The 21,368-nt window shown below is 44.6% G+C and carries 29 protein-coding genes and 2 pseudogenes; 15 read left to right on the forward strand and 16 right to left on the reverse strand.

Translation table 11 applies throughout. The features are described 5' to 3' along the window. Positions 1-72: 72 nt before the first annotated feature. The 14 genes from DX522_RS07975 to DX522_RS08040 all read right to left on the reverse strand — a co-directional run bounded on the left by DX522_RS07975 (position 73) and on the right by DX522_RS08040 (position 10,061). The gene (locus DX522_RS07975) at positions 73-1,326 is read right to left on the reverse strand and encodes a phage minor head protein (RefSeq protein ID WP_115180415.1); all 1,254 of its coding nucleotides are present in this window, start codon (positions 1,324-1,326) and stop codon (positions 73-75) included. 13 nt (positions 1,327-1,339) lie between these two features. After that, on the reverse strand, positions 1,340-2,809 hold the full coding sequence (locus DX522_RS07980; RefSeq protein WP_115180416.1) for a DUF935 domain-containing protein: 1,470 nt from the start codon (positions 2,807-2,809) through the stop codon (positions 1,340-1,342). Between the two features lie 2 nt (positions 2,810-2,811). Next, positions 2,812-3,984: a terminase large subunit domain-containing protein gene (locus tag DX522_RS07985; protein WP_262054200.1), complete on the reverse strand. Its 1,173-nt coding sequence runs from the start codon at positions 3,982-3,984 to the stop codon at positions 2,812-2,814. Positions 3,985-4,101: 117 nt separating this feature from the next. Next, positions 4,102-4,650, reverse strand: coding sequence for a DUF3486 family protein (locus tag DX522_RS07990; RefSeq protein WP_115180417.1), 549 nt, complete (start codon positions 4,648-4,650; stop codon positions 4,102-4,104). A 9-nt stretch (positions 4,651-4,659) separates the two neighbouring features. Further along, on the reverse strand, positions 4,660-4,962 hold the full coding sequence (locus DX522_RS07995) for a hypothetical protein (protein ID WP_005661693.1): 303 nt from the start codon (positions 4,960-4,962) through the stop codon (positions 4,660-4,662). After that, complete coding sequence (locus DX522_RS08000; RefSeq protein WP_005661694.1) at positions 4,959-5,267, reverse strand: hypothetical protein; 309 nt, start codon at positions 5,265-5,267, stop codon at positions 4,959-4,961. The genes DX522_RS07995 and DX522_RS08000 overlap by 4 nt, the downstream gene beginning before the upstream one ends. A gap of 116 nt (positions 5,268-5,383) precedes the next feature. Continuing rightward, positions 5,384-5,641, reverse strand: coding sequence for a DUF2681 domain-containing protein (locus DX522_RS08005; protein ID WP_115180418.1), 258 nt, complete (start codon positions 5,639-5,641; stop codon positions 5,384-5,386). After that, the gene (locus DX522_RS08010; protein ID WP_115180419.1) at positions 5,638-5,865 is read right to left on the reverse strand and encodes a DUF2644 domain-containing protein; all 228 of its coding nucleotides are present in this window, start codon (positions 5,863-5,865) and stop codon (positions 5,638-5,640) included. Before DX522_RS08010 ends, DX522_RS08005 begins: the two co-directional genes overlap by 4 nt. Further along, complete coding sequence (locus tag DX522_RS08015) at positions 5,849-6,205, reverse strand: hypothetical protein (RefSeq protein ID WP_115180420.1); 357 nt, start codon at positions 6,203-6,205, stop codon at positions 5,849-5,851. The genes DX522_RS08010 and DX522_RS08015 overlap by 17 nt, the downstream gene beginning before the upstream one ends. A 145-nt stretch (positions 6,206-6,350) precedes the next feature. Next, positions 6,351-6,896 carry an N-acetylmuramoyl-L-alanine amidase gene (locus DX522_RS08020; RefSeq protein ID WP_115180421.1) on the reverse strand — a complete coding sequence of 182 codons (546 nt, stop codon included), beginning with the start codon at positions 6,894-6,896 and terminating at the stop codon, positions 6,351-6,353. 93 nt (positions 6,897-6,989) lie between these two features. Beyond that, positions 6,990-8,168 (reverse strand): hypothetical protein, encoded by a 1,179-nt coding sequence (locus tag DX522_RS08025; protein ID WP_115180422.1) that lies wholly within the window; start codon positions 8,166-8,168, stop codon positions 6,990-6,992. After that, positions 8,168-9,136 (reverse strand): nucleoid-associated protein, encoded by a 969-nt coding sequence (locus tag DX522_RS08030; RefSeq protein ID WP_115180423.1) that lies wholly within the window; start codon positions 9,134-9,136, stop codon positions 8,168-8,170. The genes DX522_RS08025 and DX522_RS08030 overlap by 1 nt, the downstream gene beginning before the upstream one ends. 22 nt (positions 9,137-9,158) lie before the next feature. Next, entirely contained in the window at positions 9,159-9,551 is a 393-nt protein-coding gene (locus DX522_RS08035; RefSeq protein WP_115180424.1) for a hypothetical protein, read from the reverse strand. Then, complete coding sequence (locus DX522_RS08040) at positions 9,552-10,061, reverse strand: helix-turn-helix domain containing protein (RefSeq protein WP_262054201.1); 510 nt, start codon at positions 10,059-10,061, stop codon at positions 9,552-9,554. It abuts the gene before it with no gap. Positions 10,062-10,162: 101 nt separating this feature from the next. On the opposite strand from DX522_RS08040, the gene DX522_RS08045 reads away from it, so the two are divergent. The 15 genes and pseudogenes from DX522_RS08045 to DX522_RS08105 all read left to right on the forward strand — a co-directional run bounded on the left by DX522_RS08045 (position 10,163) and on the right by DX522_RS08105 (position 18,031). Next, complete coding sequence (locus tag DX522_RS08045; protein ID WP_007525026.1) at positions 10,163-10,354, forward strand: DNA-binding protein; 192 nt, start codon at positions 10,163-10,165, stop codon at positions 10,352-10,354. Between the two features lie 82 nt (positions 10,355-10,436). Further along, positions 10,437-10,589 carry a hypothetical protein gene (locus tag DX522_RS11720; protein WP_005708272.1) on the forward strand — a complete coding sequence of 51 codons (153 nt, stop codon included), beginning with the start codon at positions 10,437-10,439 and terminating at the stop codon, positions 10,587-10,589. After that, positions 10,586-10,882, forward strand: a complete 297-nt coding sequence (locus DX522_RS08050) for an IclR family transcriptional regulator (protein WP_115180426.1) — start codon at positions 10,586-10,588, stop codon at positions 10,880-10,882. Before DX522_RS11720 ends, DX522_RS08050 begins: the two co-directional genes overlap by 4 nt. Before the next feature lie 10 nt (positions 10,883-10,892). Continuing rightward, a complete protein-coding gene (locus DX522_RS08055) occupies positions 10,893-11,870 on the forward strand; it encodes a hypothetical protein (RefSeq protein ID WP_115180427.1) in 978 nt (325 codons plus the stop codon). A 9-nt stretch (positions 11,871-11,879) separates the two neighbouring features. Beyond that, a complete protein-coding gene (locus DX522_RS08060) occupies positions 11,880-13,700 on the forward strand; it encodes a DDE-type integrase/transposase/recombinase (protein ID WP_115180428.1) in 1,821 nt (606 codons plus the stop codon). Positions 13,701-13,718: 18 nt separating this feature from the next. Continuing rightward, a pseudogene (locus DX522_RS08065) lies at positions 13,719-14,891 on the forward strand (AAA family ATPase). A gap of 8 nt (positions 14,892-14,899) precedes the next feature. Then, positions 14,900-15,103, forward strand: a complete 204-nt coding sequence (locus tag DX522_RS08070; protein ID WP_115180429.1) for a hypothetical protein — start codon at positions 14,900-14,902, stop codon at positions 15,101-15,103. Then, complete coding sequence (locus tag DX522_RS08075) at positions 15,096-15,617, forward strand: host-nuclease inhibitor Gam family protein (RefSeq protein ID WP_115180430.1); 522 nt, start codon at positions 15,096-15,098, stop codon at positions 15,615-15,617. Before DX522_RS08070 ends, DX522_RS08075 begins: the two co-directional genes overlap by 8 nt. Further along, a complete protein-coding gene (locus tag DX522_RS08080) occupies positions 15,617-15,838 on the forward strand; it encodes an ANR family transcriptional regulator (RefSeq protein WP_115180431.1) in 222 nt (73 codons plus the stop codon). The genes DX522_RS08075 and DX522_RS08080 overlap by 1 nt, the downstream gene beginning before the upstream one ends. After that, entirely contained in the window at positions 15,835-15,993 is a 159-nt protein-coding gene (locus tag DX522_RS11725) for a hypothetical protein (protein ID WP_192574169.1), read from the forward strand. The genes DX522_RS08080 and DX522_RS11725 overlap by 4 nt, the downstream gene beginning before the upstream one ends. Next, positions 15,990-16,397 carry a hypothetical protein gene (locus DX522_RS08085; RefSeq protein WP_005661837.1) on the forward strand — a complete coding sequence of 136 codons (408 nt, stop codon included), beginning with the start codon at positions 15,990-15,992 and terminating at the stop codon, positions 16,395-16,397. The genes DX522_RS11725 and DX522_RS08085 overlap by 4 nt, the downstream gene beginning before the upstream one ends. A 44-nt stretch (positions 16,398-16,441) precedes the next feature. Then, positions 16,442-16,921 (forward strand): hypothetical protein, encoded by a 480-nt coding sequence (locus tag DX522_RS08090; RefSeq protein WP_005640641.1) that lies wholly within the window; start codon positions 16,442-16,444, stop codon positions 16,919-16,921. Beyond that, positions 16,897-17,271: a hypothetical protein gene (locus tag DX522_RS08095; protein ID WP_005661833.1), complete on the forward strand. Its 375-nt coding sequence runs from the start codon at positions 16,897-16,899 to the stop codon at positions 17,269-17,271. The genes DX522_RS08090 and DX522_RS08095 overlap by 25 nt, the downstream gene beginning before the upstream one ends. Then, positions 17,268-17,654, forward strand: a complete 387-nt coding sequence (locus DX522_RS08100) for a regulatory protein GemA (protein WP_115180432.1) — start codon at positions 17,268-17,270, stop codon at positions 17,652-17,654. The genes DX522_RS08095 and DX522_RS08100 overlap by 4 nt, the downstream gene beginning before the upstream one ends. Next, positions 17,654-18,031, forward strand: coding sequence for a Mor transcription activator family protein (locus DX522_RS08105; RefSeq protein WP_115180433.1), 378 nt, complete (start codon positions 17,654-17,656; stop codon positions 18,029-18,031). Before DX522_RS08100 ends, DX522_RS08105 begins: the two co-directional genes overlap by 1 nt. A 147-nt stretch (positions 18,032-18,178) precedes the next feature. Here DX522_RS08105 and cas5c read toward each other — a convergent pair. Beyond that, positions 18,179-18,730 (reverse strand): annotated as a pseudogene (gene cas5c / locus DX522_RS08110) (type I-C CRISPR-associated protein Cas5c); the annotation flags it as partial. Positions 18,731-18,737: 7 nt separating this feature from the next. After that, entirely contained in the window at positions 18,738-21,209 is a 2,472-nt protein-coding gene (gene cas3 / locus DX522_RS08115) for a CRISPR-associated helicase Cas3' (RefSeq protein WP_115180434.1), read from the reverse strand. Between the last annotated feature and the right edge of the window lie 159 nt (positions 21,210-21,368).

A 21,368-nucleotide genomic window follows, 5' to 3' on the forward strand; every position in this document is an offset into this window, starting at 1 on the left:
GGTGGGGGTTTCCTACTGGAAAGGTTGTGCTGTCAAAGGCTCATTATCCTGTTCGAATCAGGCAAACCACCGTTATAATTTCCCCCACAACACTTCATATTTGTGCATTCCTGACTTATCTGTAAACACACTCGCCGTTCTGACCAAATTGACTCTATGAGGTAGCTTTTTCTTACTTAATTCATCTTTCAGTTTGATTTCATAGTCCATTTTTACCGCAACTTTGCCTTGCTCGGTTTCATAGATAAAAAGCAAGGTGGGTAATTTCTGATCACGTTCCAACAAAATCACCTTTGGATTTCTCAACTTCTCTGGCAACTGCTCCCAAAACTCAATCGGCAGGTTAATGCCTTTGGTTTGCTTGGTATCACGCAAGGCGTGCAATACATCTTCATCACGCACGGCAATCACGGCAGATTGTGGAGCTTTTTCAAGTGCGGTCAATTTATCAATCACTTTGGCTGGGATTATGCCCACGTTTTTCATTTGTCCACGTGCCATTTTTTCGGTGGCAACGGTATCTACCATCGACTTCATCGCGCCGTTTAACATCATCACGGCACGCGGATTTTGTAACACGTTTTCAATCAGTAGGCTGGCAAGTTTTGGCTCGGCATTGACGAACTTATTGAACAACAGCTGATCCACGTCCGTATTTCGCCCTGCAGTCAAGCGTTCAAAATTATGCGGTTGAAATCCTACATCATAGCCTTTCGGTACACGTACCATTCGTGGATTGCCGGAACGTGTGCCTACTAGTTTTTCTTCCCATTTGATTTCAGGCGATGGACTGACGGTTTTACCCATCTCTTTCAAATCATCCTCATCGTGGGCGGTCACGGTGCAGTGGCAGCCATAGGCTTTAATGGGGTAGTAATAACGCCAAAATGGATCGCTTGCCGGCAAAATCGTGCCGTCCAAATCAATATGCTCTTGGCGTGGATGGGCGTTGTCGTGGTGATGATATTCCCAATAAGGCATCACATCGGCAAGGTCTAAATGCTGCTGCAACCGTCCGCGATTGTAAGCAGCATAAACGTTGGTGTCGTAAATAATACGGGTTCGCCAATTTCTGCCGCCGTTGTAATCCCAGCCTGTGCGAGCGACAACCTCATCAAAACGCTTGCGGAAGCCTTCCAGTGTTTCGCCGTTGTTGATGGCTTCATCTACCGCTTCACGAAAGGCAAGTAGCACCTCATTGCGGTTTGCTCCTGCGACCATAAAAAAGTAGTCGTGTTCTTCGCCCAATACGTCCAAATAGCTGTTGGTTGGTAGATTGAGCTTTTTCTCAAAGTATTTGACTTGATTTTCAAAAGTGAATTTCATTCACAAATCTCCCCTAGCCCCTCTTTACGAAAGAGGGGGACTTGACACGCTCATCTTCTACGGATTGTCGCCCTGCAAACTGTGCCGCAGTTGAACCCCACGCTAGCAGTTCGCCATATTCGGCATAGCTGAGTTCTGGGATTAGGCTATCAAGTTGGTTGCGAAAATCTTCCAAACTTTCAGCTTGCCCTAAGCGGTCGCGAATATCGTGTAGCCAAGTTTCAACAACGGCTTCGCCTTCCACTTCCAACTGTTCGCCAATGGTTTCAATCACGCTTTTGGGGATTGGCTCGGCAAAATCCACCTTATCCGTCCCTTTCTTTTGTAAAGATGGGTTAGGGGAGATTTCTTGCATCACAATATCGCCCTCTTCAAAACCATAAGTGCGGTGGATATATTGCTCGGTAAAGCTCACGCCGATTTCGGTCAAAATCTTGTCGCGTTCCGCCTGCAGTTTGTCAATGCTTTCTTGCTCGAATAGCTCGAAGGTTGGCAAGGTGTCCACGCTGAAATTGAGTTCACAAATCCACGCCAGCAACTGATTGAACACGCCTTCCACAAGGCTGGCGTCATCGTTGCGAATATCACGCGTCACTTCTAGCCCGGCGGTGGCAGAGGCTCGGTTAGCTTCCGCTTCAGTGGTTTGGTTTTGACCGAGTAACGCAATGGCGATTTCTGATTTGCAGTAACGTAAGAAATCATCGAATACTTGTGAGCTTGCCCCTTTGCTTGCACTTTCTTTTAAATCAATGGAACTATCTTCAGGAATGGCAGCTACGGCGGTTCCCAACATCTTTTCCATACTATCCAAAAGTTCATCAATTTCGTGAATTTGGGCTTGGCGTGGGTGTTTACCGACCAGCCACGGGCTGCCATATTTTTCCATAAATTCCAACCAGAATTTAAAGCCTCCTTTCTTAAACGTTGCCGCCCAGAAGCAGAGCGAAAGATCGCCCAAGCCATACGGGTTGATATAGGTCGCATTTTGGGTTGCCAGCAACATTCGATAAGGTGGCAGTTCTTCGCCGTTGATGTTCTCTTTGGTACGAAGTTTAAGTTGGTTTTCCTCATCGAAGACGAACCACTCTTGCGGTTTGCCGACAATGGCAACAGGCAACAACAAGCCGTCTTTGCTTTCCCACATCACTTCCAACGCCTGATAACCAAACAACGTGGCATCTAAAATTTGGCTGATAATATGCGACATCGGCAAGCGGTCGAAAAATGCGGTTAAAATCTCATCCGTTTTTTCATTGCCTGTTGGGGTAATGCGCCATTCTAGCCCTTTGATTGCCGCTTTTCTGCGGCGAACACAGCCGCCTACGTGGCTGTCGGATAGGATTTCACGGTAAGCCGAAATATCCTTGCCCATTTTTTTCAACACAGGATCGGGGTTCGGCAGGTAGTGCATAAACGCCCAATAATCCACCGCGTTGGCACGGCTGGCGATGATGCCGATTAGGTCTTTTTTCTTTGGTGTCATCGTTAATATCCTACGGTTAAATCCTTGCTTTTACGCGGTCGGCGGCTGTGTGCCATTACAGGCTGCATCACGGCATCGGTTGCCGCAGTTAATGCTAAAAAGCACGCCCAAGTGCGGTCAGCGTGACCGTTGCTATCGCTTTCAGCGGTAAAGCGTGGCGTGCCGTTTGCCCCTGTAATTTTTTTGAGTTTATGTAAATCTTCTCGCAAATTGCTGTTGCCTTGCGGTATACGAATTTTGCGATCTTCAAAGGCGGTTTTGCCAATAGTTGCCATTTTGAGCTTGGTCGATAAATTAAACAGCGTGCCTGCAATGCGTTTGCCGTGTTCAGCTTGGGCATCTTCTACCATTTTTTCGCCCATTCCTGTTTGGTCAAGATTGCCTGCCACAACGTGATACTGCTTCATAATGCGGTTGAGTTCGGCAAGTTGTTCACGCAATGGCACACGTTTGAGTTCCACGATTTCACGCGTCCAATAAACATCGCCCACCAATTCAATCACCCAAATAACGGTTAAGTCGTTACGAGCCGCAATATCCATTCCCACAAAGCACGAACCGCCTTGATAAAGTTCAGGCTTGCCTGCTTGTTCGTGTTCAACGGCATCAATCAAGTCGTAAGAAAGCCAGCTGCTTGCTTCATCAAGCCATTTGAGTTCAAACTCTTGAGCCCACGCATCTTCATCATTCAAACCTTTGCGGAGTTGTTCGATATTACGCGGTAAACCGTCTGCCACCGCTTGGTAAATATCCACGGTGTGGCGTGACCATTCGGTATTCTCCAAGTCGGTCATCAACTCGTAAAACTTGTTGCCCTTGCCGTTAGGCGTTGAAACCACACGTAACTTCCAGCCTGCGGAAATGACAGGGAACAGAGCTTTCCAGATTTCACGACTGTCGGCGTGGAACGCAAATTCATCTAAAAACACATTCGCCGAAAAACCACGAGCAGTGTCGGGGTTAGCTGGTAATGCTGTGATTTTGGAACCATTGGGGAAAATCACTTCCAACGCATTGATGGTTGGGCTAAAAGGCACTTCAGCAATTTCACACGCCACGCCAATGGCTTCAAGGTGGCGTTTTACGCCCTCATTGATGGCTTCTTTCGCTTGGCGTTCGCCTCGCGATAAAATGACCCATCGGGTGCGTTCTCCCGAGCTTCCGCTGCCAAACAATCCAGCACAATTTCAAAGGTGGTGGTAAAGGTTTTGCCCGATTGACGGCTAAACATCGCCACTTTGAAACGGCTATCATCTTGCAGCCAGCGTTTTTGGTAATCGTATAAAACGGTGTTATTGGTTGATACCATAGATTTCCAAAATACTTTGTCGCACACGCTCGAGTGTCGGTAAATCTGAGCCGTCTTTTTCGGCGGTGCGTGCGAGTTCATCCAGTTTTGCCTGCACTTTGGCTTTGTGTTCGGCTTGATATTCTTTCAGCTTCACACTTGCCGTCGTCATTGAGGCGATGTTTTTGCCAATCATACCCAGTGCTTTTAGGCGGTCTTTTACGCTTAGGCTTTCCACATTGCGGGCTTCAATCAGCAAATTCATTAAATCAGTTTGCACCAGCCGCATTAGGGCGTCCGATTGGCTATCTCCCTCATCGTCTACCTGCTCGGTAATGAGCTTTGCCACTTCTGCCGCGTCTTTAATCGCTTTCAGGCGACTTTCAATTTGTTTGCCATAACGATGAATTGCCGACTTGCTGATTTGATAGCCCTTCTCACGCAGGAGATTTTCCAATTCCACATAACCTGAAAAACCGTTCTCAGTTAAGGCGCGTTCCAGCCAGCGGCGAACATCTTCGGGCAGTTTTTCAATACTTGAGCGAGGTGCCATAATTTCCCCTTACGCCCAATACTTTTCAGGGCGGGCAATACCGGCTTGGCAGTCGATGGTGTATTCCACAATGTCCACACCCAAGCGGTTAATATCTGCAAACCACACGCCGTGCGGTTGTTTGGTCAGTTCCACCAGTTTGCGGTCGGAAAGGTATTCCAACTGCTGGCGGATTTCGTGCGGTGTTACATTTGGGTAAATGCCTGCCATCACATCACGCAAAAATTGTTCGCTGGTGGTGTATGGCATGGCTTTGTGTAAAGTATTGAGCAAGTGCCAACGCATACCTTCTCGGCGGGCTTTTTCCATCATTTTGCACTCTCCATTTTGTATAAATCACTTAAGGTTTTGTGTAGGGCGTCCATTTTAGCTTCCAGCACCGTTTGCCCACGAATGTAGTCATCACGCAGGACATAAACGAGCGGCAGACTCGACTGCATTTGGTTGAATTGCTTTTCCAATTCTTCCACTTTGTCGTTTACTTTAAGCTGGTTTTGGTGGCGCTCACTCAAACTGTTTTGGAACTGCGATACTAAAATCTTGGCAAAGCCAAAACAGCAACCGAGAAACGACAGCAACAACCCGACCAAGTGCCAAAATTCCACGTTAATGGTCATTGTTCGTCTCCTTGCAGATTTCCCGATAGGTCGCGTTATGCACCGCAATTTGACGGAGTGTTTCGGTAGTATCTTGGCGACTGGCTTTAATTACCCCAAAACCTGAGCAGCTTGGGTTAATCACGGAGATCGCCTTGTTGTTGCAGGCGGTCAATAAGCCCATTGCGATCAGAAGTGCGGTTGTTTTCTTCATTCTTTTTTCTCGTTTCAAAATGTTTCACTTGAGTTTGAGCTACTACTTTTTCTTGTTGCAGTTGCTCGTTTTGCTTAAACAAGCGGTCGATTTCTTGCCCTGCCTTGCGAATTTTGTAGCAAGCCACACCCACACCAAGCAATACAATGGCAGAAAAGCCTAAAATCAGATAAAAAATCATTCTTCTCGCCCCCGATTATTTAACGCATTAGCAAAACCTTTGGTCGCCACGCCACCACCGCAGAATAGGGCGAAGGTGGTAAAGAGTTCGCCTACATAAGTGCGGTCAAGCCAGACGGCATACACCAAAATGCCTGCCATCAATAACGCTCCGAAAAATTGGATAAAGGCGGTGGTGGAAAGACGACCGTTATCGTTGGTAATCAACTCACTCAGTTTTTTCATTTTCTTTTTCCTTGTTGAAATAGTTTTGTTGGGCTGAAGCATAGCCAAAGAAAGTCAGGATACTCGCACAAACAAAGTAGCCGTAATATGCCAACATAATGCCAAGCAAAGTATTTGTGATCATTTCCCAATGATACTTAGCTTTGGTGTATTGGAATCTCGGCTTTGAAGAGCCAAAGAACATTGCCAATATCGCAAGTGCGGTCATAAAGTAAAAGAACCATTCATAGGCTTGTACAAGGTTTTTAATGCCTAATTCATTGGCAGAAATAAAACCACCGAAAATAATGATTTCCCATACCAAAGAGAAAAAGGTAATTCCGCGAATTTCTCGTTTCATTTTAGTAACTCCAGCGTAAGTAAAAGGCAGTAGCAGCGGTTGTGCCACCGTTGATTTTGCGATTTCGTTTGGCGTTGCTACTCATTCGCCAACCTCGTGTAAATTGCTTCTGATGGTTTGGAAAACGTATTGATGCACTCATCATTTATCCCTTAAATAAATGCTCAACATTCACGACCTCTTCGCTATCCAGCCAGCTCCACACATCAAAGCACGGGCAGTCTTTAATCCATTCGTTTGGGCTGATTGTGCCGTCACCGTTGAGGTCTGGGCTTAGATCACGATGTCCACAAATGCGAGCACTGGGATATTTGGCTTCTAATTGGCGAAGCAAGTGGTGCAGAGCTTTCCATTGGGCTTCCGTATATTCGCCGTGATTGCGTTTGTCTTTGGTAATCCCTCCGACCAAGCAGATACCAAGGCTGTAAAGGTTATGCCCTTTAACGTGTGCGCCTATTTCGCCCTCTTTGCGACCAGTTTCGACAGTGCCGTCGGTGTCAATCACAAAGTGGTAGCCAATATGTTGTAAGTGCGGATTGAATTGCTTGTAATTGCCAGCTAAACGCTGAAAGCCACGCTGTTTGTGCCAGTCGTTAATACGCTCTGCAGCGGTTTGGGTAGCGGTGCGAAGTTGCTTGCCGTTTTGAGTGGCTGAGCAGTGGATCACGATTTTGGTGATGGGAAAAGACATAAAAAAACTCCTATTAACTTTTTATAATTAGTTTAAAAGTTAATAGGAGTTTAGATATGATAGAGCTTTTCGCCTTTTAAACTGATTTAGAAATCAGCCGTAAACAACCTCTATAATATGGAGATAAAGACAAAATTTTGTGAAGGCATAGAAGAAACAACTTCCAACAACAACTAATAATAGCCAGTAAAGCATTTCTTGCTTTTTGAGTAACGTTTCAATTTTTTCTTTATCTTTTTGCCAATCTGGTTTTAATTGTACTGGTACTTTACCTTTTTGTTCAAATTGCTCGACATCATTTCTTAGATTATCTAATACTTGTTTTTGATAAGTTAATCCTAGAAAACACATCGCACAATAAAAACAAAGTGCCACATATACTAACCAGTTATCCCCTGATTTCAGGGATGTAGGAATAGCTGTTAAAAGTGGCAAACCCAAAAATTGAGGCAACATTTTACTGATACTGTCATTCACTCTAGAGACAAACTTTTCGCTATTTTCTGTGAGTTTTTTCACAAATTTCTCATAGCTGAAATTTTCCATATAGAGTGCATATTGTTTTCGCACGGCTTCATCAATTTGTGCAATTTGCTGTAGCACATCAATAATACTCGCCCCTTGCGGTAAGGTGTCTGCAAAAACAAAGGCTAAAATAGACTTTTTCTCATCAATATGTGAACTGGTCTCTTCATCATTAAGCCAATCACCAAAATCAAGCATTAGCTGTAGCTGTTGACTATCTAATTCTTGTAATGAGTCACAGAATGATGAAAGTTGTTTAGGCACATCAATCGACAGCTCAAAGGTTTTCTTACTAAAAAAAATCAGTTTCTTATTCACGTTATCAGAATAAGATGCCATAGAAATAAGTTGATATAAAAAGGCTTTAATTCCCTCATAATTCAAAAGGTATTGTGGCTTTTCTACATCATCAAACGCGATGTTTTCAGATTTAATAAAGTACGGCTTGTTACTCATCTTCGGATTGTGAAGATGAGTCATATCCCCTTTTACAAATCCTTCAAAATCATCATACAAACGCCCCAATGCAAGTGCAGGAGAGCCAATGACTAATGGAATAGCGTGGTTGGCTTCTAATTCATTGCTATCCGTTTGGATACCTGACTCATCGTAATGCTCATCAGATGAAAGAAATTTAAGTAATTCAACATCTTCTGCAGAATTAGAGCAAAAGATCGCCTTATCCGAGTTCTCAACAAACTCAGATTGACGGTAAATTTTAGCTAAATCTGCAAAAGTGATTGTCATTATTCAAAGGCTCCTAATAATCCTTCTGGTGGGTTATTGATAATAATTTTACCATTATTCAGCTCAATATCGCCACTTGAAACAGCAGTGCGATCAAAACTTAAACGCCAATGCTTTGTTTTACCCGTAAATGTTGAGAGTTTTTTAATGGAACGTTTATCAGGAATAAAACCATCTGCAATGCCATTTTCAGCATCTGCCAGTTTATCTTTTAATTCTTGTGGGTTTTCAGACCACACGCGATTAGCGAACGTTTCAGCAGAGAATGGCTCTTCATTTTCGCTTATTTCGTATAAGTATGCTTGAGAACGTTCAAAGAAAGCGGTCTTCTGCTCAATATCTAATTCTTGCTCAGTGGCAAATTCTTCTAGCCGCTCGACCAGTTTTTTCGTTTCTTGTTGGGCAATAAGCACATCATTACAACCTAAGAAAGACTTAAAGTATTGTGCAATATCGCCCTGTCCTTTTAAAAAGCTAATATAACGCTGTTCACCTGCTTGCCACGCGGTTAAGTTAATGCGTCCTGCATATTTTAAGTGTTCAAGGGCAAGTACTTCTTCTTCCTCTAACTGCCAGTCTGTTGTAGAAAAAGCAGTTTTCTCAGACAACATCGCAATTAAGAGATATTCACTATGGTTTTCTTCAAAGTGAATAATAAAGACTTTTCCGCCTGTCGCTAAAAGTTGCTCTTGAATACGGTTAGATAACGTATTCATCATTCTTTCTGTGGCGTTATAGAAATCTTGATTTTCCAAATACTCACGCACAATTCTAGGCATCGGGTAGCTATCTTCATCGGCATCAAATTTACCAAATCCCTTTCCTGCCTTTCCTGAATAGGCTTCGACTAATTTATTTAGAAAATTTAAATGTACGTTGGTCGGTACAATTTCAGTTGGGCTAGGAACAATGCTTGGGCTACCTTGCGCTTCTTTATTTAAAATATGGTAAATAATATGCTTAATCATATTTTGATTCCTTAATGATAAATTACTGTTGTTCTGCTATTTTTAGCCACATGAAAAGCCATAGCAGGCCGCCGAAAAAGAACCATGTCATTTCGGGCGAATGAAAGTATTGTGAACCGATATAGCTAATCACAATACTTAATACAAAACCTACTAAGCCAATTAAAGAGCAAAAGCCTTTTTGTTTTTCTCGCTCACGTTGCTCTGCAATCTGTTCTTGTTCATTGAAATACTGCTTAATCCCAAAGGTGCATTTGCCGTTGTAGCAGTATTCATTGAAACGGTAGCTTTCGCCGCCGCACTGTGGGCAAATCACGATGTGTGGGCTGTTTTTATCAATCGCTTTTTCGGGTTGATGAAAGTGGGCTTCATTTATGTTGTTAAACTGCTCAACATTGTCAATTTTAAAATCCATTTATTTCCCTTTGTTGAACTGAATGCCACCTTCAAGGTGTTCGATGTTGTTTTGTTGTTCTACGTTGCCAATGTGCATTTTTGTAGCGGAATTGCCTTGCGTTGTGTTAGCCTTCGCCGCCATTTTGGCAACATTCAAAATCATTTCTTTGCCTTCCTTATCAGCGGTCCGGAAATACTGCAAAAGCAGGTTCTCGGCTGGCATTAAATTTTCCATTTCTCGGTTTGGGTCAAAGTGTGGCTCATCAGGCTTAGGCATATCTTTTAACATTTCCTGTTCTATCGCTTCATAGGTTTCACGGCGATGTCCAAGCAAGATGTAATCCATATCAAGGTTTAATTCTGGACATTTGGCTTTTAGGGCGAAGAGTTCTTTTTCGGGGAAACTTTCTCTCGTTTTTCTTCCATTAAAAGCCGTTGGCTTCATACCTAAAATTTCAGCAATCTCTTTATCCGTTGCTACATTTAGTTCATTTTTTAAGCGAAGTAACTTTTCTTTAAAGGAATTCATAATTTAGCCCTTGATAAATCCATAAATAGGTATAAAATCCACAAATGTGAATTAAGTTGTTTTAACTTACTGAATTATACCACAACAATAGGAGCTAAATAATGAGCAATGAAGCAAAAACCCCCGATCAAATTCGATTGGAGTTTTATCGAAATGGGCAAACTTTTCAGCAATGGGCGATTGAAAATGGCTATCACCCCGTGTTGGTGAGTAAGGTGCTAAACGGTGCCGTGAAAGCCAATCGTGGAAAAGGTTTGGAAGTTGCCGTGAAATTGGGCTTAAAAGCCGCTTAAAACTTCTTTTGCTCTTTAACAATTTGGAAAAAACAGCGAAAAATCGACCGCTCTTTATTTTAGAAAATAATAGGAGAACAAGATGAAACTGTTAAACAGACTAATGAGTTACCTACTCAGAAAACAAGGTTACAAAGTGATTGACCCTATCACCCAAATTGATTTATCCACGCCAGCGTTTATGCGTGATCCGAATGCGGTGGCTCGGTTGAAAGAGAAAGGATTTTTACAATGAAAAAAATTAACGGTACGCAGCGTGCGTTGCGGATTTTAAAAGCCCTGAAAGGGCGAACGTTGGACGGCTTAAGCAATAAGGATTTGTGCGAAGCGATTGATGAAACACCGGTGAATATCACGCGAGCCACGGCGATTTTAGAAAGCGAAGGCTTTTTGCGCAAGTTGCCGACTGGCAACTGGACGCTCAGTTTTGCCCTGCTCAACCTTGCGGTGTGTTATGAGCAGGATATGCAGGCAGTGAATGAACGGTTTAATGAAGTACGCCATCGAGTGATGACAGGTGGTTTTTAAGGAGTGAACAATGACAGATTTAAGATTAAGTGAACAGCAAGATGCGGTGGCGTTAGCCGCAAAAGCAATGACCCAAGATATTGTAGAAGCCCACGAAGCTATGGGTATGGTTAGAGCGTTTGGCTTTGTAAACAAACTGCTGACCGTCGGCACTCTTAAAGTTATGAGAGAAGTTAAAGAAGCCAAGAAATACAAAGGGTTAGTAACCTACATTGACGGAGAACTGACGACGGTCGGCAGTTGGGAAGAGTTTTGTAAGGCTTGCGGATTAACTAGACAAAAAGTTGATGAAGATTTGCAAAACCTTTCTAAATTCGGAGAAGAATTTTTAGAAACCAGCCAACGCCTCGGCTTAGGCTACCGCGAAATGCGAAAACTTCGCCAGTTACCCGAAGAAGCCCGAGCGGAAATTGTGGACGCGGATTATTCTGCAACAACGGATAAAGAAGAGCTGATTGAGAAAATCGAAGATTTAACCGCCCAGCACGCAAAAGAGAAAGAAGCCTTGCAAGCTCAACTCAAACGCAAGTCGGACGATTATGAAGCACAGGCGAAAGTGCTTGCCACTAAAAATGAGCGCATCAACCACTTAGATTTGGAGCTGGCGAAGAAAACCAAAGCGATTGAAACCCAAACACCCGACCAACGTGGCGGTGCGTTACGCGAAGTGGCAGCGGAGATTAGCTATAAAGCGGAAGCGGTGCTGCGCGGACAAGTGTTCCAAGCCTTTGAAGCCTTAACCGCCCACACCGAAAGCACAGGCATTGACCATAAGCAGTTTATGAGTGGCGTGCTGGCGGAGTATCAGTTGATTTTGTCGGAGTTGAAAGAACGCTTTGGACTAGACGACACGCCAAGCGGTGAAGCCTTGCCGGAATGGGCGCGAGAAGATTATCAGCCTGACGGCAAGTTAGATGAAAGTGAAAGTAGTATTTTGGACGAGATTGAGAAAGATGCACTCATTCAAGATGCAGAAGTGGTGGGTTAAGGAAATGCAATGGCAATACTACCGAGCGTTCTCGCCCAATATGCCGACCGTGTGGAGAAAGCAGGCTTTGGCGAGAAGGAAAAAATTATTGAAGAAGGGTGCAACAAAACAGGCTTAAGCCGTGCCACTTTTCTTCGGCAGATTAAACCGTTTCGACCGGCAAGCGGTCGCAAAGTGCGGTCGGATAAAGGGAAGCATCAAATGGAAAGCAATGAGCTGAAATTGATTAGTGCGGCGTGGTTACACCTACGGCGCAAAAACGGCAAAACGATGGCAACCTTGGAGCGGATTTTGGATATTTTGCGCGCCAATAACAAAGTGAAAGCGGAGTTTGTGGACAATCAAACCGGCGAAGTTCGCCCTTATTCGGCAAGTTCAGTGGAACGTGCATTACGCAATGCCAATTTGCACCCTGACCAGCTGTTACGCCCTGCCCCTGTAGTGCAGTTGCAAAGCCGACACCCGAACCACGTTTGGCAAATCGACCCGTCTTTGTGTGTGTTGTATTACCTGAAAGAAACCGGCAAAGGCAATGGGTTGTGCGTAATGGAAGCGGAGCAATTCTACAAAAACAAGCCGGCGAATGTGGCGAAAGTAGAACCACAACGAGTGTGGCGGTATGTAATTACCGACCACGCCAGCGGGGTGATTTATGTGGAATATGTGTATGGCGGTGAAACGGCGGAGAACATTTCGGAAACCTTTATCAACGCCATTCAGAAGAAAGATAACCCTGCCGAGCCGTTTTTCGGTGTGCCGAAAATTTTGATGTTCGACCGCGGTTCTGCCAATACATCGCAAATGTTTACGCACTTGCTGAACCAGTTAGATGTGAAAATTGAAGTGCCGAAAGCCCACAACGCCCGAGCCAAAGGGCAAGTGGAAAAAGGCAACGATATTGTGGAACGGCAATTTGAAAGTGGGCTGCGATTTATGAATGTGAGTGGTTTGGCAGAGTTGAACCAGCTTGCCCACCAATGGATGCGGTATTTCAACGGAAAAGCCATTCACAGCCGACACGGTATGACACGCTACGGTGCGTGGCGAAAAATCCACGCTAATGACTTGTTATATCCGCCAAGCCGTGAAATTTGCCAAGAGCTGATGATTACCGCACTCACGGAGCGATTGGTGACGGATAAGCTGGAAATCGGCTTTGAAAACCGAAGATACGATGTGCGTGATGTGCCTGATGTAAAAATCGGCGAGAAAATCACGGTGGGCAAAAATCCGTACCGCCCTGAATGTGTGCAGGTGCAGTGTTTTGAGCAGATTTTTGCCGATGACGGCACAATGAGCCTGAAACCTTACTGGGTGGTGCTTGAACCAGTAGAAATCAACGATCTGGGCTTCCGCGTGGATGCGGCGATGATTGGCGAAGAGTACAAAGCCCACCGTAAAACGGTGTTTGAAACCCACAAGGAACAGGCGGAGCAACTGGCTTATGGTGTAGAAACCGAAGACGAGTTGAAGCGTGCGAAGAAAGCCAATGCCCCGTTATTCAACGGCGAAATCAACCCTTACAAACACATTGAAGAAAGCAAGCTGACGTGGTTTTTACCGAAAAAAGGACAAGAACACGAACTCACTACCAACGCCCGACGGGTGGAGCAAAAGCCGATGTCGGCGGTGGAATTTGCCAAAAACGGCAAGGCACGCTGGGGCGAGTTGTGGAATGGCGAGTGCTATCAATGGGTGAACGGCAAATATCCGCAAGGTGTGCCACAGGTGGAAGTCGAACGGTTGCTGGGGCTGGGGTTTGATGAGTTTAAGGCGGAGTTTGTTGCACCAGAGCCAACAAAATCACATTTGAAGTTGCTCGCAGCTTAATGATGAACGGAGCATTTTATGCTGAAACTAAAACAGGTGCTGATTGATAAGGGCGTGAGCCTGCGACAGTTGGCACAGATGATGAACGTGTCGCCTGCGACCATTTCCCAGTTGATTAACCACGATCAGCGGGTGAGGGATTGGGCGGCATTTGAGAAGAATTTAATAGCGGCTTTGCAAAAAATTGGGATAAACCAACCGCTTGCAACGCTATTAGAAAAGGAAGCGACAGGGGAAAGTTTGGCGACCGAGCCTGCCGCTTCCGCCCTTAAAACAACACAAGAGATTAAGGACGAGATTATGTTACTCGCAAAACAGGCTTTATTTCCAGCCACTAAGAAACATTTTTCATTACCGATTGACCCTTTTTCCGTCGATATTCGCTCGGCTGACGAAGTTTTCGCCACGTCTGACATTCGTTATGTGCGGGAGTAGCTCTATCAAACCGCCAAGCACGGCGGTTTTATGGCGGTGGTAGGCGAAAGCGGTGCAGGTAAATCTACGCTCAGACGAGATTTGATTGACCGTATTCGCGCCGAAAACGCCCCGATTGCGGTGATTGAGCCTTACATCATCGCAATGGAAGACAACGACATCAAGGGCAAAACGCTCAAAGCGGCACATATTGCCGAAGCGATTATTTCCACCCTTGCCCCATTGCAAAGCGTGAAGCGTTCGCCTGAAGCACGCTTCCGCCAGTTGCACCAAGTGTTGAAAGAAAGCTGTAAATCGGGTTATTCCAACGTGCTGATTATTGAAGAAGCCCACTCGTTGCCCATTCCCACACTCAAACACTTGAAACGCTTTTTTGAGTTGGAAGACGGTTTTAAAAAGCTGATTTCGATTGTGTTAATTGGTCAGCCTGAATTGAAGTTGAAGCTGTCGGAACGCAACACGGAAGTCCGCGAAGTGGTGCAACGCTGTGAAGTGGTGGAACTCGCCCCGCTTGATGCAGAGTTGGAAAACTATGTGGCATTCCGCTTGGCAAAAGTGGGCAAAAAACTGAGCGATATTTTTGAAGAAGACGCGTTTTTGGCGGTTCGACAACGCTTAACGGCGGTGGGACGAAATAAAACCACGACCAGTTTGTTGTATCCATTGGCAGTCAATAATTTGCTCACAGCAGCGATGAACTTAGCGGAAAGTTTGGGCGTACCGAAAGTGAATGGCGATGTGGTGATGCAGGTTTAGGGGGCGAGATGAAGAAAACGATCTTGATTTTGACCGCACTTTTGTTGGTTGGGTGTGATGACGGAATGATACAAAAGCAAACGTGGGCTTATGCCGAGCTTTGTATCAGCGGTGTGGTTTATCTCCGCTCACCCAATGGTAGCTTAACCCCAAAAATTAACGCAGATTTTTATCCTTACACTTGCACAAAAGGAGTAACAAATAATGGCTAAACGAGCAACAAGAGTAAAAAGCGAAGTTCAAGAAATCGCCCTGCAAACCCAAGATGAAGTGGCGTTGGCGATTAAGCAGAGCGGCGATTTGGAACGTGAGCAGGTGCGATTGGTTTCCCTGCAAGCGGATGAGAAAGCGGCGGTTGATGAAAAATACACGGCTCAACTGACCGCACTTAAGGAACAGGTGAAGCCGTTACAAAAAGCAGTTCAGGCGTATTGTGAAAGTCGCCGTTTGGAACTGACCAACGGTGGCAAGCAGAAGACGGCGTACTTTACCACAGGCGAAGTACAATGGCGTGCCAAACCGCCGAAGGTGGGGATTAGTTCGATGGCGAAAGTGATTGAAAATATCAAGAACTTGGGGCTGTTTCAGTTCTTACGCGTGAAAGAAGAAGTGAACAAAGAAGCCTTGCTTGCTGACCCGAATAACGCCAAGGCGATTGCAGGTGTGAGTATTCGGGAAAATGAAGAAGAATTTGTCATCAAACCGAATGATGAGGAGGTGCGCTAATGGGGCGAAGACCGAAAATCGACCGCTATGTTCTAGAAGAAGCCTATCGCGAAGCAACGGAAACCGCAGCAGCAATGGAACGTTCGGGCAATTATGCCCGAGCTAGTGAATTGTGGGGAGAAGCAGCAAAACAAGCGGTAACACTCAAACAACGTGAGTGGTGCAACACACGCAAAACCTACTGTAAAACATGGCAAGGTAAACGGGAGAAAAGACAATGATTTCCACACTAGATGCCTTAAAAATGCAACTTCGCCAAGCGATTATTCAGCTGGAACAGGCTGAAAAATCACTAGATAAAGAAGAAATGATGCACGCCAGTATTTATGTGCAGAATGCGAAGGGGATTTTGATGAAAATGGGGGTAAGACTGTGACAAACCATTATATCTCTATCATCAACATTGAACTTGAACCAACAAAAGACGATTTAACGTTCAAAATAGGTATTAACTATAAACCCAAACCACCGAATGCAGTAAGCAATATTGTGACTGATTTAATGGCTACAATGCCAGTCATTCTAACAAAAACATGGAATGATATGATTAAGTTAGCTCCCGAAATTGAAAATGGTTTTATGGCTACGCTTCACTTTGATTTCTTTCGAGATGAAGATGGGGATTGGGCAACTAATGGGCATATCGATAAAAAAGAAGGCATTGATCCATTATTGATGGGATTAGCAAAAATGATTTTTACTGATGATCCTGTTATTCAAAAAATACTGGAAACAAATGAAGAACCTAAATATGTTCAACACTTTGATCCAACTTGCTAACTAAACCGCCTTCGGGCGGTTTTCTTGTATTAGGAGAACCGAAAATGAAAGTGAAATGTAGTGCGTGTGGAGCGTTGCATTCGTTGGACGCGTTGATTGCCAACAAAGCAGCAAGTGATGCCTTAAATGCGGCATTGTTGGTGAGTGGTGAGTTAGGCGAAGCCTTAATTCGTTATTTGGGGCTGTTTCGTCCTGCGAAAAGTTCGCTCACGTTCGACCGTGTGGCAACCTTGCTGGGCGAACTCACACCGATGATACAGGCTAAGATTATCAAACGTGATGGGCGTGAGTTTCCTGCACCGCCTGAGGCGTGGATTTATGCCATTAACCAAATGATGGCGAACCGTGTCAATTTTACCCTGCCGATGAAGTCACACGGTTATTTGTTGGAAATTATTGCAGGCTACAAGCCTATCGGCACAGCGGTGGCTGTGCAAAATCCTGAGCAAAATCGACCGCTTGCAAGCAATAAAATGAACGCAATTAAAGGAGCGTTGGAATGGGGCAAAACAATCAATGGCTAAAACCTGTGCTAGCTCAAGGCGTGGCAATGTTATTGCTGTTACGCCTAAAAAATTCGCCAACGGAAGATGTGATACAGCCAACACTGGAGGCGTGGTATCGGGTGATCACTTATAAAAAGTCGTGGGATATGGAGTTGGATAAGGTGCGGTTTGAGACGGCATTTATGACACTTGGGCAGACTTGTGATTGGTTCCCCACACCAAAACAACTGCTAGAAGCCTTGCCACAGCGTGAATATCCTGAGCTTCCGCCACCACCGCCAAAAAGTGTAGAAGAAATGGCACTGGAAAAGGCACAAGCGGAAAGTAATTTACAAAGATTGAAAGCAATTTTAAGGGGTAAACGATGAGAAAACGATTATTGCAGCTGGTGCATATTGGGAAAAGTCAGTTGGGAATGGACGATGAGACGTATCGAAGTCTATTATCTCAACAATTCTACCAAAATTCTGCGAAAAATATAAGCTATTCAGAGCTAGTGAAACTGGTCAAAATACTGCAACAAAAAGGTGCAAAAATTCGCTTACCGCATGATGTTTCACAGCTTTCTGCCGTTCAGCGGAAATTGTGGGCGGTTTGGAAGGCTACAGCCTATGAAAGTACGTCTGCAGCATTGAATGCGTTTGTTGCTCGATATTATGCGGACGTTGCAGACTGGCGTGAGCTGGATAGTGAGCAAACGACATCTATTATTGAGCAGTTAAAACAGTGGAAAAAACTAGTAGGTAAATGATGAATGAAGCCAGATTTGACAATAATGACTTTCAAACCAAAGCCCCTGATTTATTGGCAGATTTGGCGAAATATACGGTAATGGCGGTGCGTGAATATTACCCTGAAATAGACGCGGAAACCGCGGAAAATATCGGCATGATTGTAGCATTGAAGACGGGCTACAACTGGGGCGGTTTGAATGTGTATGTGCCGAAATCAATGTCGCTTTTCGCCTGTGAACGTGAAAAGCAAATTTTCAACGAGTTCACGGGCAATAATCACGCCTACCTTGCTAAGAAGTATGGTTTATCTTTGCAATGGATCTACAAAATCGTCAAACGCGTGCAGAAAGAAGAAATTGCCAAACGGCAGTTTGATATGTTCGCTCAATCCTAAAAAACAAACCCAGTGACCGTAAAAAGTCGCTGGGTTTTCTTTTTCTCTATGTGTAACTCTATTTCATTTCGCCTTTTTCATTTCTTCCCACTTCATCCAAATTTTTCCCATTTATGTTGGATTATTTTTAGTAGTTATGTTGGATGGGTTTACCAATTCGGGTTTTCCGGTTTCTTCGGGATAGCCGAAACTATGGAACATCAAGCCGAAATCCAAATTATCGATTTCATCGTAAAACCCTTCGCCTTCTCCGAAAGTGCACGGCTCGACATAGCCTTGGCAATCGCGCGTGCCGAGAAAAATATCCTGCCGCCCGCCGCGTTCCAACATTCTTCTGGCAATGGCGATATGTTTGCCGAAATTGCGATCGCCTGCCAATTCTTCCCAATACTCGTTCCATTCAAAATGGGCTTCTACTTGGTATTCCACGTCCTGCAAAAAGGTGTAAATCGCCAAAGTGTTGCCACCGTTCCAATCCAGCGGCTTGGTGGATTTGCTTTGGGTGCGAATGGGCTTCATTACGCGGATGCGATCGATGCACCAAATCAACGTGGGTTTCCAATAGATGCTTTTGACAATGCCTTTAATAGCTTCGTATGTCGGCACTTGGTAGCTGAATTTTTCGCCGCCGATTTTGGTAACAGGGTCGGTAAACAAGGCTTGCCGCCCCCATACGCGGAAACTGATTTTGCTGTCCATATTGCTCCTATAAATCGTAAAAAGTCATTTCACTTGTTTCATCTAAAGACAAACCGAATTCATCGTTGTAATAGCGTTCTTTGAGATAATCAATGCCCGAGCCTTCAATGGCTTCATGCAGGGCGTTTTCTTTTTGCAATTTATCCCAAACGTTGGGGAAGACGTTCACGCTGTAACGCTGGGCTTTTTGCAAAGTGCGGTGCATTTCTTGGGGACTCCATTCGCCACAGAGTTTGGCAATGAGTTCCGCGCCTTCGCCATACGGCACAATCACAGCGTGTGTCGGCGCATCTATAGCTTGGAAAGCGCGCCCTGTGCTTTTGAAGGATTGCATTAGAAGTGGTAATAGTTTACTTCTTTTATTGTTTTTTTCACCATAAGGATTCAGCGCGTTATCGCTCAACCAATCCAGCAGTGAACCTGTTGTGCTGTTTTTGACGGAATACGCCATTTCATCGCTGCGCTGGTAAAAATAGTATTCAAAATAACGCTTCATCGCTTCTGGCTGCAAAATATCCTGTCCGGCAAAATCGCGAAACACGCGTTCAGCATGGGTTTTGCCTGCCTGAATATCGGGCAATATTCGCGTAAAATCCTGTTCCTGTAAATTCAACACCCAAACCTGTCCTTTACCTTTCTTCTCACCGTGCCGGTTACAACGTCCCGCCGCTTGGGCAATGCTGTCCAGCCCGCCCAAGGCGCGAATCACGCAAGCCATAGAAATATCCACGCCGGCTTCAATCAACTGAGTGCTGATGCAGATAACGGGTTGTTTGTTTTCCAGACGAGCTTTGATGGTGTCAAAAATCGCTTTGCGGTGCGCCGCACATTGGTGGGTGCTTAAATGAAACAAGGCCTCGGGCGGCACGTTCTGCCTTTGGCAATATTGATAAAGCTCCTGCGCCCATTTTTTGGTATTAACGATAAATAGGCAACTTTGAGTCGTCTGAAACTGTTTCAGTAAAAATGTGCCTGCTTCTTCTACATTCCAGCCTCCTACTTTTTCGTTAAATTGGATTTCTACTCGGGATAACTCATCAAATAATTTATCCAAATCCTGATGTTTACCCATGATTTCAGCATCTTCTGACAGCCTTAATAAACCGAGTGAAGCAATGCTTTCCCTTTTATCTTCAGGGAAATTCCGCAAACCCGATTCACCGAGCAGAGGCTGCGTCGCTGTGCACAAAACCGCTGTGCTTTTGCCAAAGGTCGTCAGCCAGTTCAATACGTTGCAAAATAAATGCACGCATTTCACAGGCAGGGTTTGGATTTCGTCAAAAATCAAGACGCTATTTGTCATCGGGTGGATATGGCGTGCGCCGCGCGTACCGCCGCCGAACCATGCGTCCAAAAACTGCACCATCGTGGTAAACACAATGGGCTTGTCCCAGTTTTCGGATAGCAGTTTGTCCTGCCAGCTTTGCTTTTCGGGTTCTAAATTGGAATGGTGTTCCAGTACCCAATCTTCACCAAGAATCTCACGCACGGCTTGGGCATTTTGGTCGATGATGGAAGTATAAGGAATGATGTAGATAATGCGGTCGAGATTGTGCTTTTGCGTATGATGGAGGGCATAGCGCAAGCTAGCCAATGTTTTACCGCCGCCAGTTGGCACGGTAAGCGTATAAATACCTTGAAAATCGACCGCTCTTTTTAAACAGTCGTCTGAAATTTTGCGGCGGATTTTATCGATAGGATAACGGTTTTCAAAACCTGCTAATTTGGTTTCCAACTGATTAATCGCCGATTGCCAATCAGGTTTCTCCGTCAAGCGGCGGACTTCTTTTTGCGCTTCCCGTTCAAAATCTGAGCTGTTGATACGGTCGGCATCAATCAGGCAACTAAACAGAAAACGGGTCAGGCAGCCGAGATAAAATTCTTTGATTTTGTTATTGGTGGCTTGGTCAGAGAGAATCGGTTTCACTGCATTCAGCAGGCTGCGAATCAGGTTTTCGCCAGCCAGTTCTTTCGCTTTTTGCTGAACGGCTTCATCGGCATTTCGTTCGCATTCCGACAAATGCGTCAGTTCATCAGTTTTATTAAACCGCTCAATCCATTTCGGATTACCTTCTCTATCCAAGCAGTCAATCAAGCCTTCGCCATGGTGTGATGCAATGCACAAACCCAGCATTTGTCCGAAAAATTCGCCGATGCCCTGTGCCGCACCGAATTTTCTCAATTCGCGGTAAACCCATTGCGCACCGGCAGTAGAATGATCCACTTTACTACCGTTCAGCATACTTTCTTCATCATCCAAATCAGGATTCAACAAACCTGTTTCATCATGGATATATTTTTGGAATTTGCGGGAATATTTACCGAAATCATGCATGAGGCCAAGTAATTCTCCAGCTGATTCTAAATTTAGTTTTTGAGCAAATACTTTGGCAAGAACAGCTGTTTCTTTCAAATGGGCTTGAACGGATTGGATTTGTCCATCTGATTTTCGGAGATGGGCGATATAAGGATCTTTCAAGACTATTATCCCATTGTTAAATATAAATAATGGAAATAGTGTATGCTTTTTTATTGTAGCTTCAATATGTTCATGAAATATATATCAATTTTGTGATCTATATCTCATAAATTATTTTATGACATAAAAAAAGCCCTTTCAAAAAGGTGAAAGGGCAAA

This window comes from Haemophilus parainfluenzae (assembly GCF_900450995.1).
Classification (GTDB): domain Bacteria; phylum Pseudomonadota; class Gammaproteobacteria; order Enterobacterales; family Pasteurellaceae; genus Haemophilus_D; species Haemophilus_D parainfluenzae_O.

Bases quoted from the DNA above. Each gene is read 5' to 3' on its own strand.
- DX522_RS07975 (WP_115180415.1), bottom strand. From the start codon at position 1,326: ATGAAATTCACTTTTGAAAATCAAGTCAAATACTTTGAGAAAAAGCTC.
- DX522_RS07980 (WP_115180416.1), bottom strand. From the start codon at position 2,809: ATGACACCAAAGAAAAAAGACCTAATCGGCATCATCGCCAGCCGTGCC.
- DX522_RS07990 (WP_115180417.1), bottom strand. From the start codon at position 4,650: ATGGCACCTCGCTCAAGTATTGAAAAACTGCCCGAAGATGTTCGCCGC.
- DX522_RS07995 (WP_005661693.1), bottom strand. From the start codon at position 4,962: ATGATGGAAAAAGCCCGCCGAGAAGGTATGCGTTGGCACTTGCTCAAT.
- DX522_RS08000 (WP_005661694.1), bottom strand. From the start codon at position 5,267: ATGACCATTAACGTGGAATTTTGGCACTTGGTCGGGTTGTTGCTGTCG.
- DX522_RS08005 (WP_115180418.1), bottom strand. From the start codon at position 5,641: ATGATTTTTTATCTGATTTTAGGCTTTTCTGCCATTGTATTGCTTGGT.
- DX522_RS08010 (WP_115180419.1), bottom strand. From the start codon at position 5,865: ATGAAAAAACTGAGTGAGTTGATTACCAACGATAACGGTCGTCTTTCC.
- DX522_RS08015 (WP_115180420.1), bottom strand. From the start codon at position 6,205: ATGAAACGAGAAATTCGCGGAATTACCTTTTTCTCTTTGGTATGGGAA.
- DX522_RS08020 (WP_115180421.1), bottom strand. From the start codon at position 6,896: ATGTCTTTTCCCATCACCAAAATCGTGATCCACTGCTCAGCCACTCAA.
- DX522_RS08025 (WP_115180422.1), bottom strand. From the start codon at position 8,168: ATGACAATCACTTTTGCAGATTTAGCTAAAATTTACCGTCAATCTGAG.
- DX522_RS08030 (WP_115180423.1), bottom strand. From the start codon at position 9,136: ATGATTAAGCATATTATTTACCATATTTTAAATAAAGAAGCGCAAGGT.
- DX522_RS08035 (WP_115180424.1), bottom strand. From the start codon at position 9,551: ATGGATTTTAAAATTGACAATGTTGAGCAGTTTAACAACATAAATGAA.
- DX522_RS08040 (WP_262054201.1), bottom strand. From the start codon at position 10,061: ATGAATTCCTTTAAAGAAAAGTTACTTCGCTTAAAAAATGAACTAAAT.
- DX522_RS08045 (WP_007525026.1), top strand. From the start codon at position 10,163: ATGAGCAATGAAGCAAAAACCCCCGATCAAATTCGATTGGAGTTTTAT.
- DX522_RS11720 (WP_005708272.1), top strand. From the start codon at position 10,437: ATGAAACTGTTAAACAGACTAATGAGTTACCTACTCAGAAAACAAGGT.
- DX522_RS08050 (WP_115180426.1), top strand. From the start codon at position 10,586: ATGAAAAAAATTAACGGTACGCAGCGTGCGTTGCGGATTTTAAAAGCC.
- DX522_RS08055 (WP_115180427.1), top strand. From the start codon at position 10,893: ATGACAGATTTAAGATTAAGTGAACAGCAAGATGCGGTGGCGTTAGCC.
- DX522_RS08060 (WP_115180428.1), top strand. From the start codon at position 11,880: ATGGCAATACTACCGAGCGTTCTCGCCCAATATGCCGACCGTGTGGAG.
- DX522_RS08070 (WP_115180429.1), top strand. From the start codon at position 14,900: ATGAAGAAAACGATCTTGATTTTGACCGCACTTTTGTTGGTTGGGTGT.
- DX522_RS08075 (WP_115180430.1), top strand. From the start codon at position 15,096: ATGGCTAAACGAGCAACAAGAGTAAAAAGCGAAGTTCAAGAAATCGCC.
- DX522_RS08080 (WP_115180431.1), top strand. From the start codon at position 15,617: ATGGGGCGAAGACCGAAAATCGACCGCTATGTTCTAGAAGAAGCCTAT.
- DX522_RS11725 (WP_192574169.1), top strand. From the start codon at position 15,835: ATGATTTCCACACTAGATGCCTTAAAAATGCAACTTCGCCAAGCGATT.
- DX522_RS08090 (WP_005640641.1), top strand. From the start codon at position 16,442: ATGAAAGTGAAATGTAGTGCGTGTGGAGCGTTGCATTCGTTGGACGCG.
- DX522_RS08095 (WP_005661833.1), top strand. From the start codon at position 16,897: ATGGGGCAAAACAATCAATGGCTAAAACCTGTGCTAGCTCAAGGCGTG.
- DX522_RS08100 (WP_115180432.1), top strand. From the start codon at position 17,268: ATGAGAAAACGATTATTGCAGCTGGTGCATATTGGGAAAAGTCAGTTG.
- DX522_RS08105 (WP_115180433.1), top strand. From the start codon at position 17,654: ATGAATGAAGCCAGATTTGACAATAATGACTTTCAAACCAAAGCCCCT.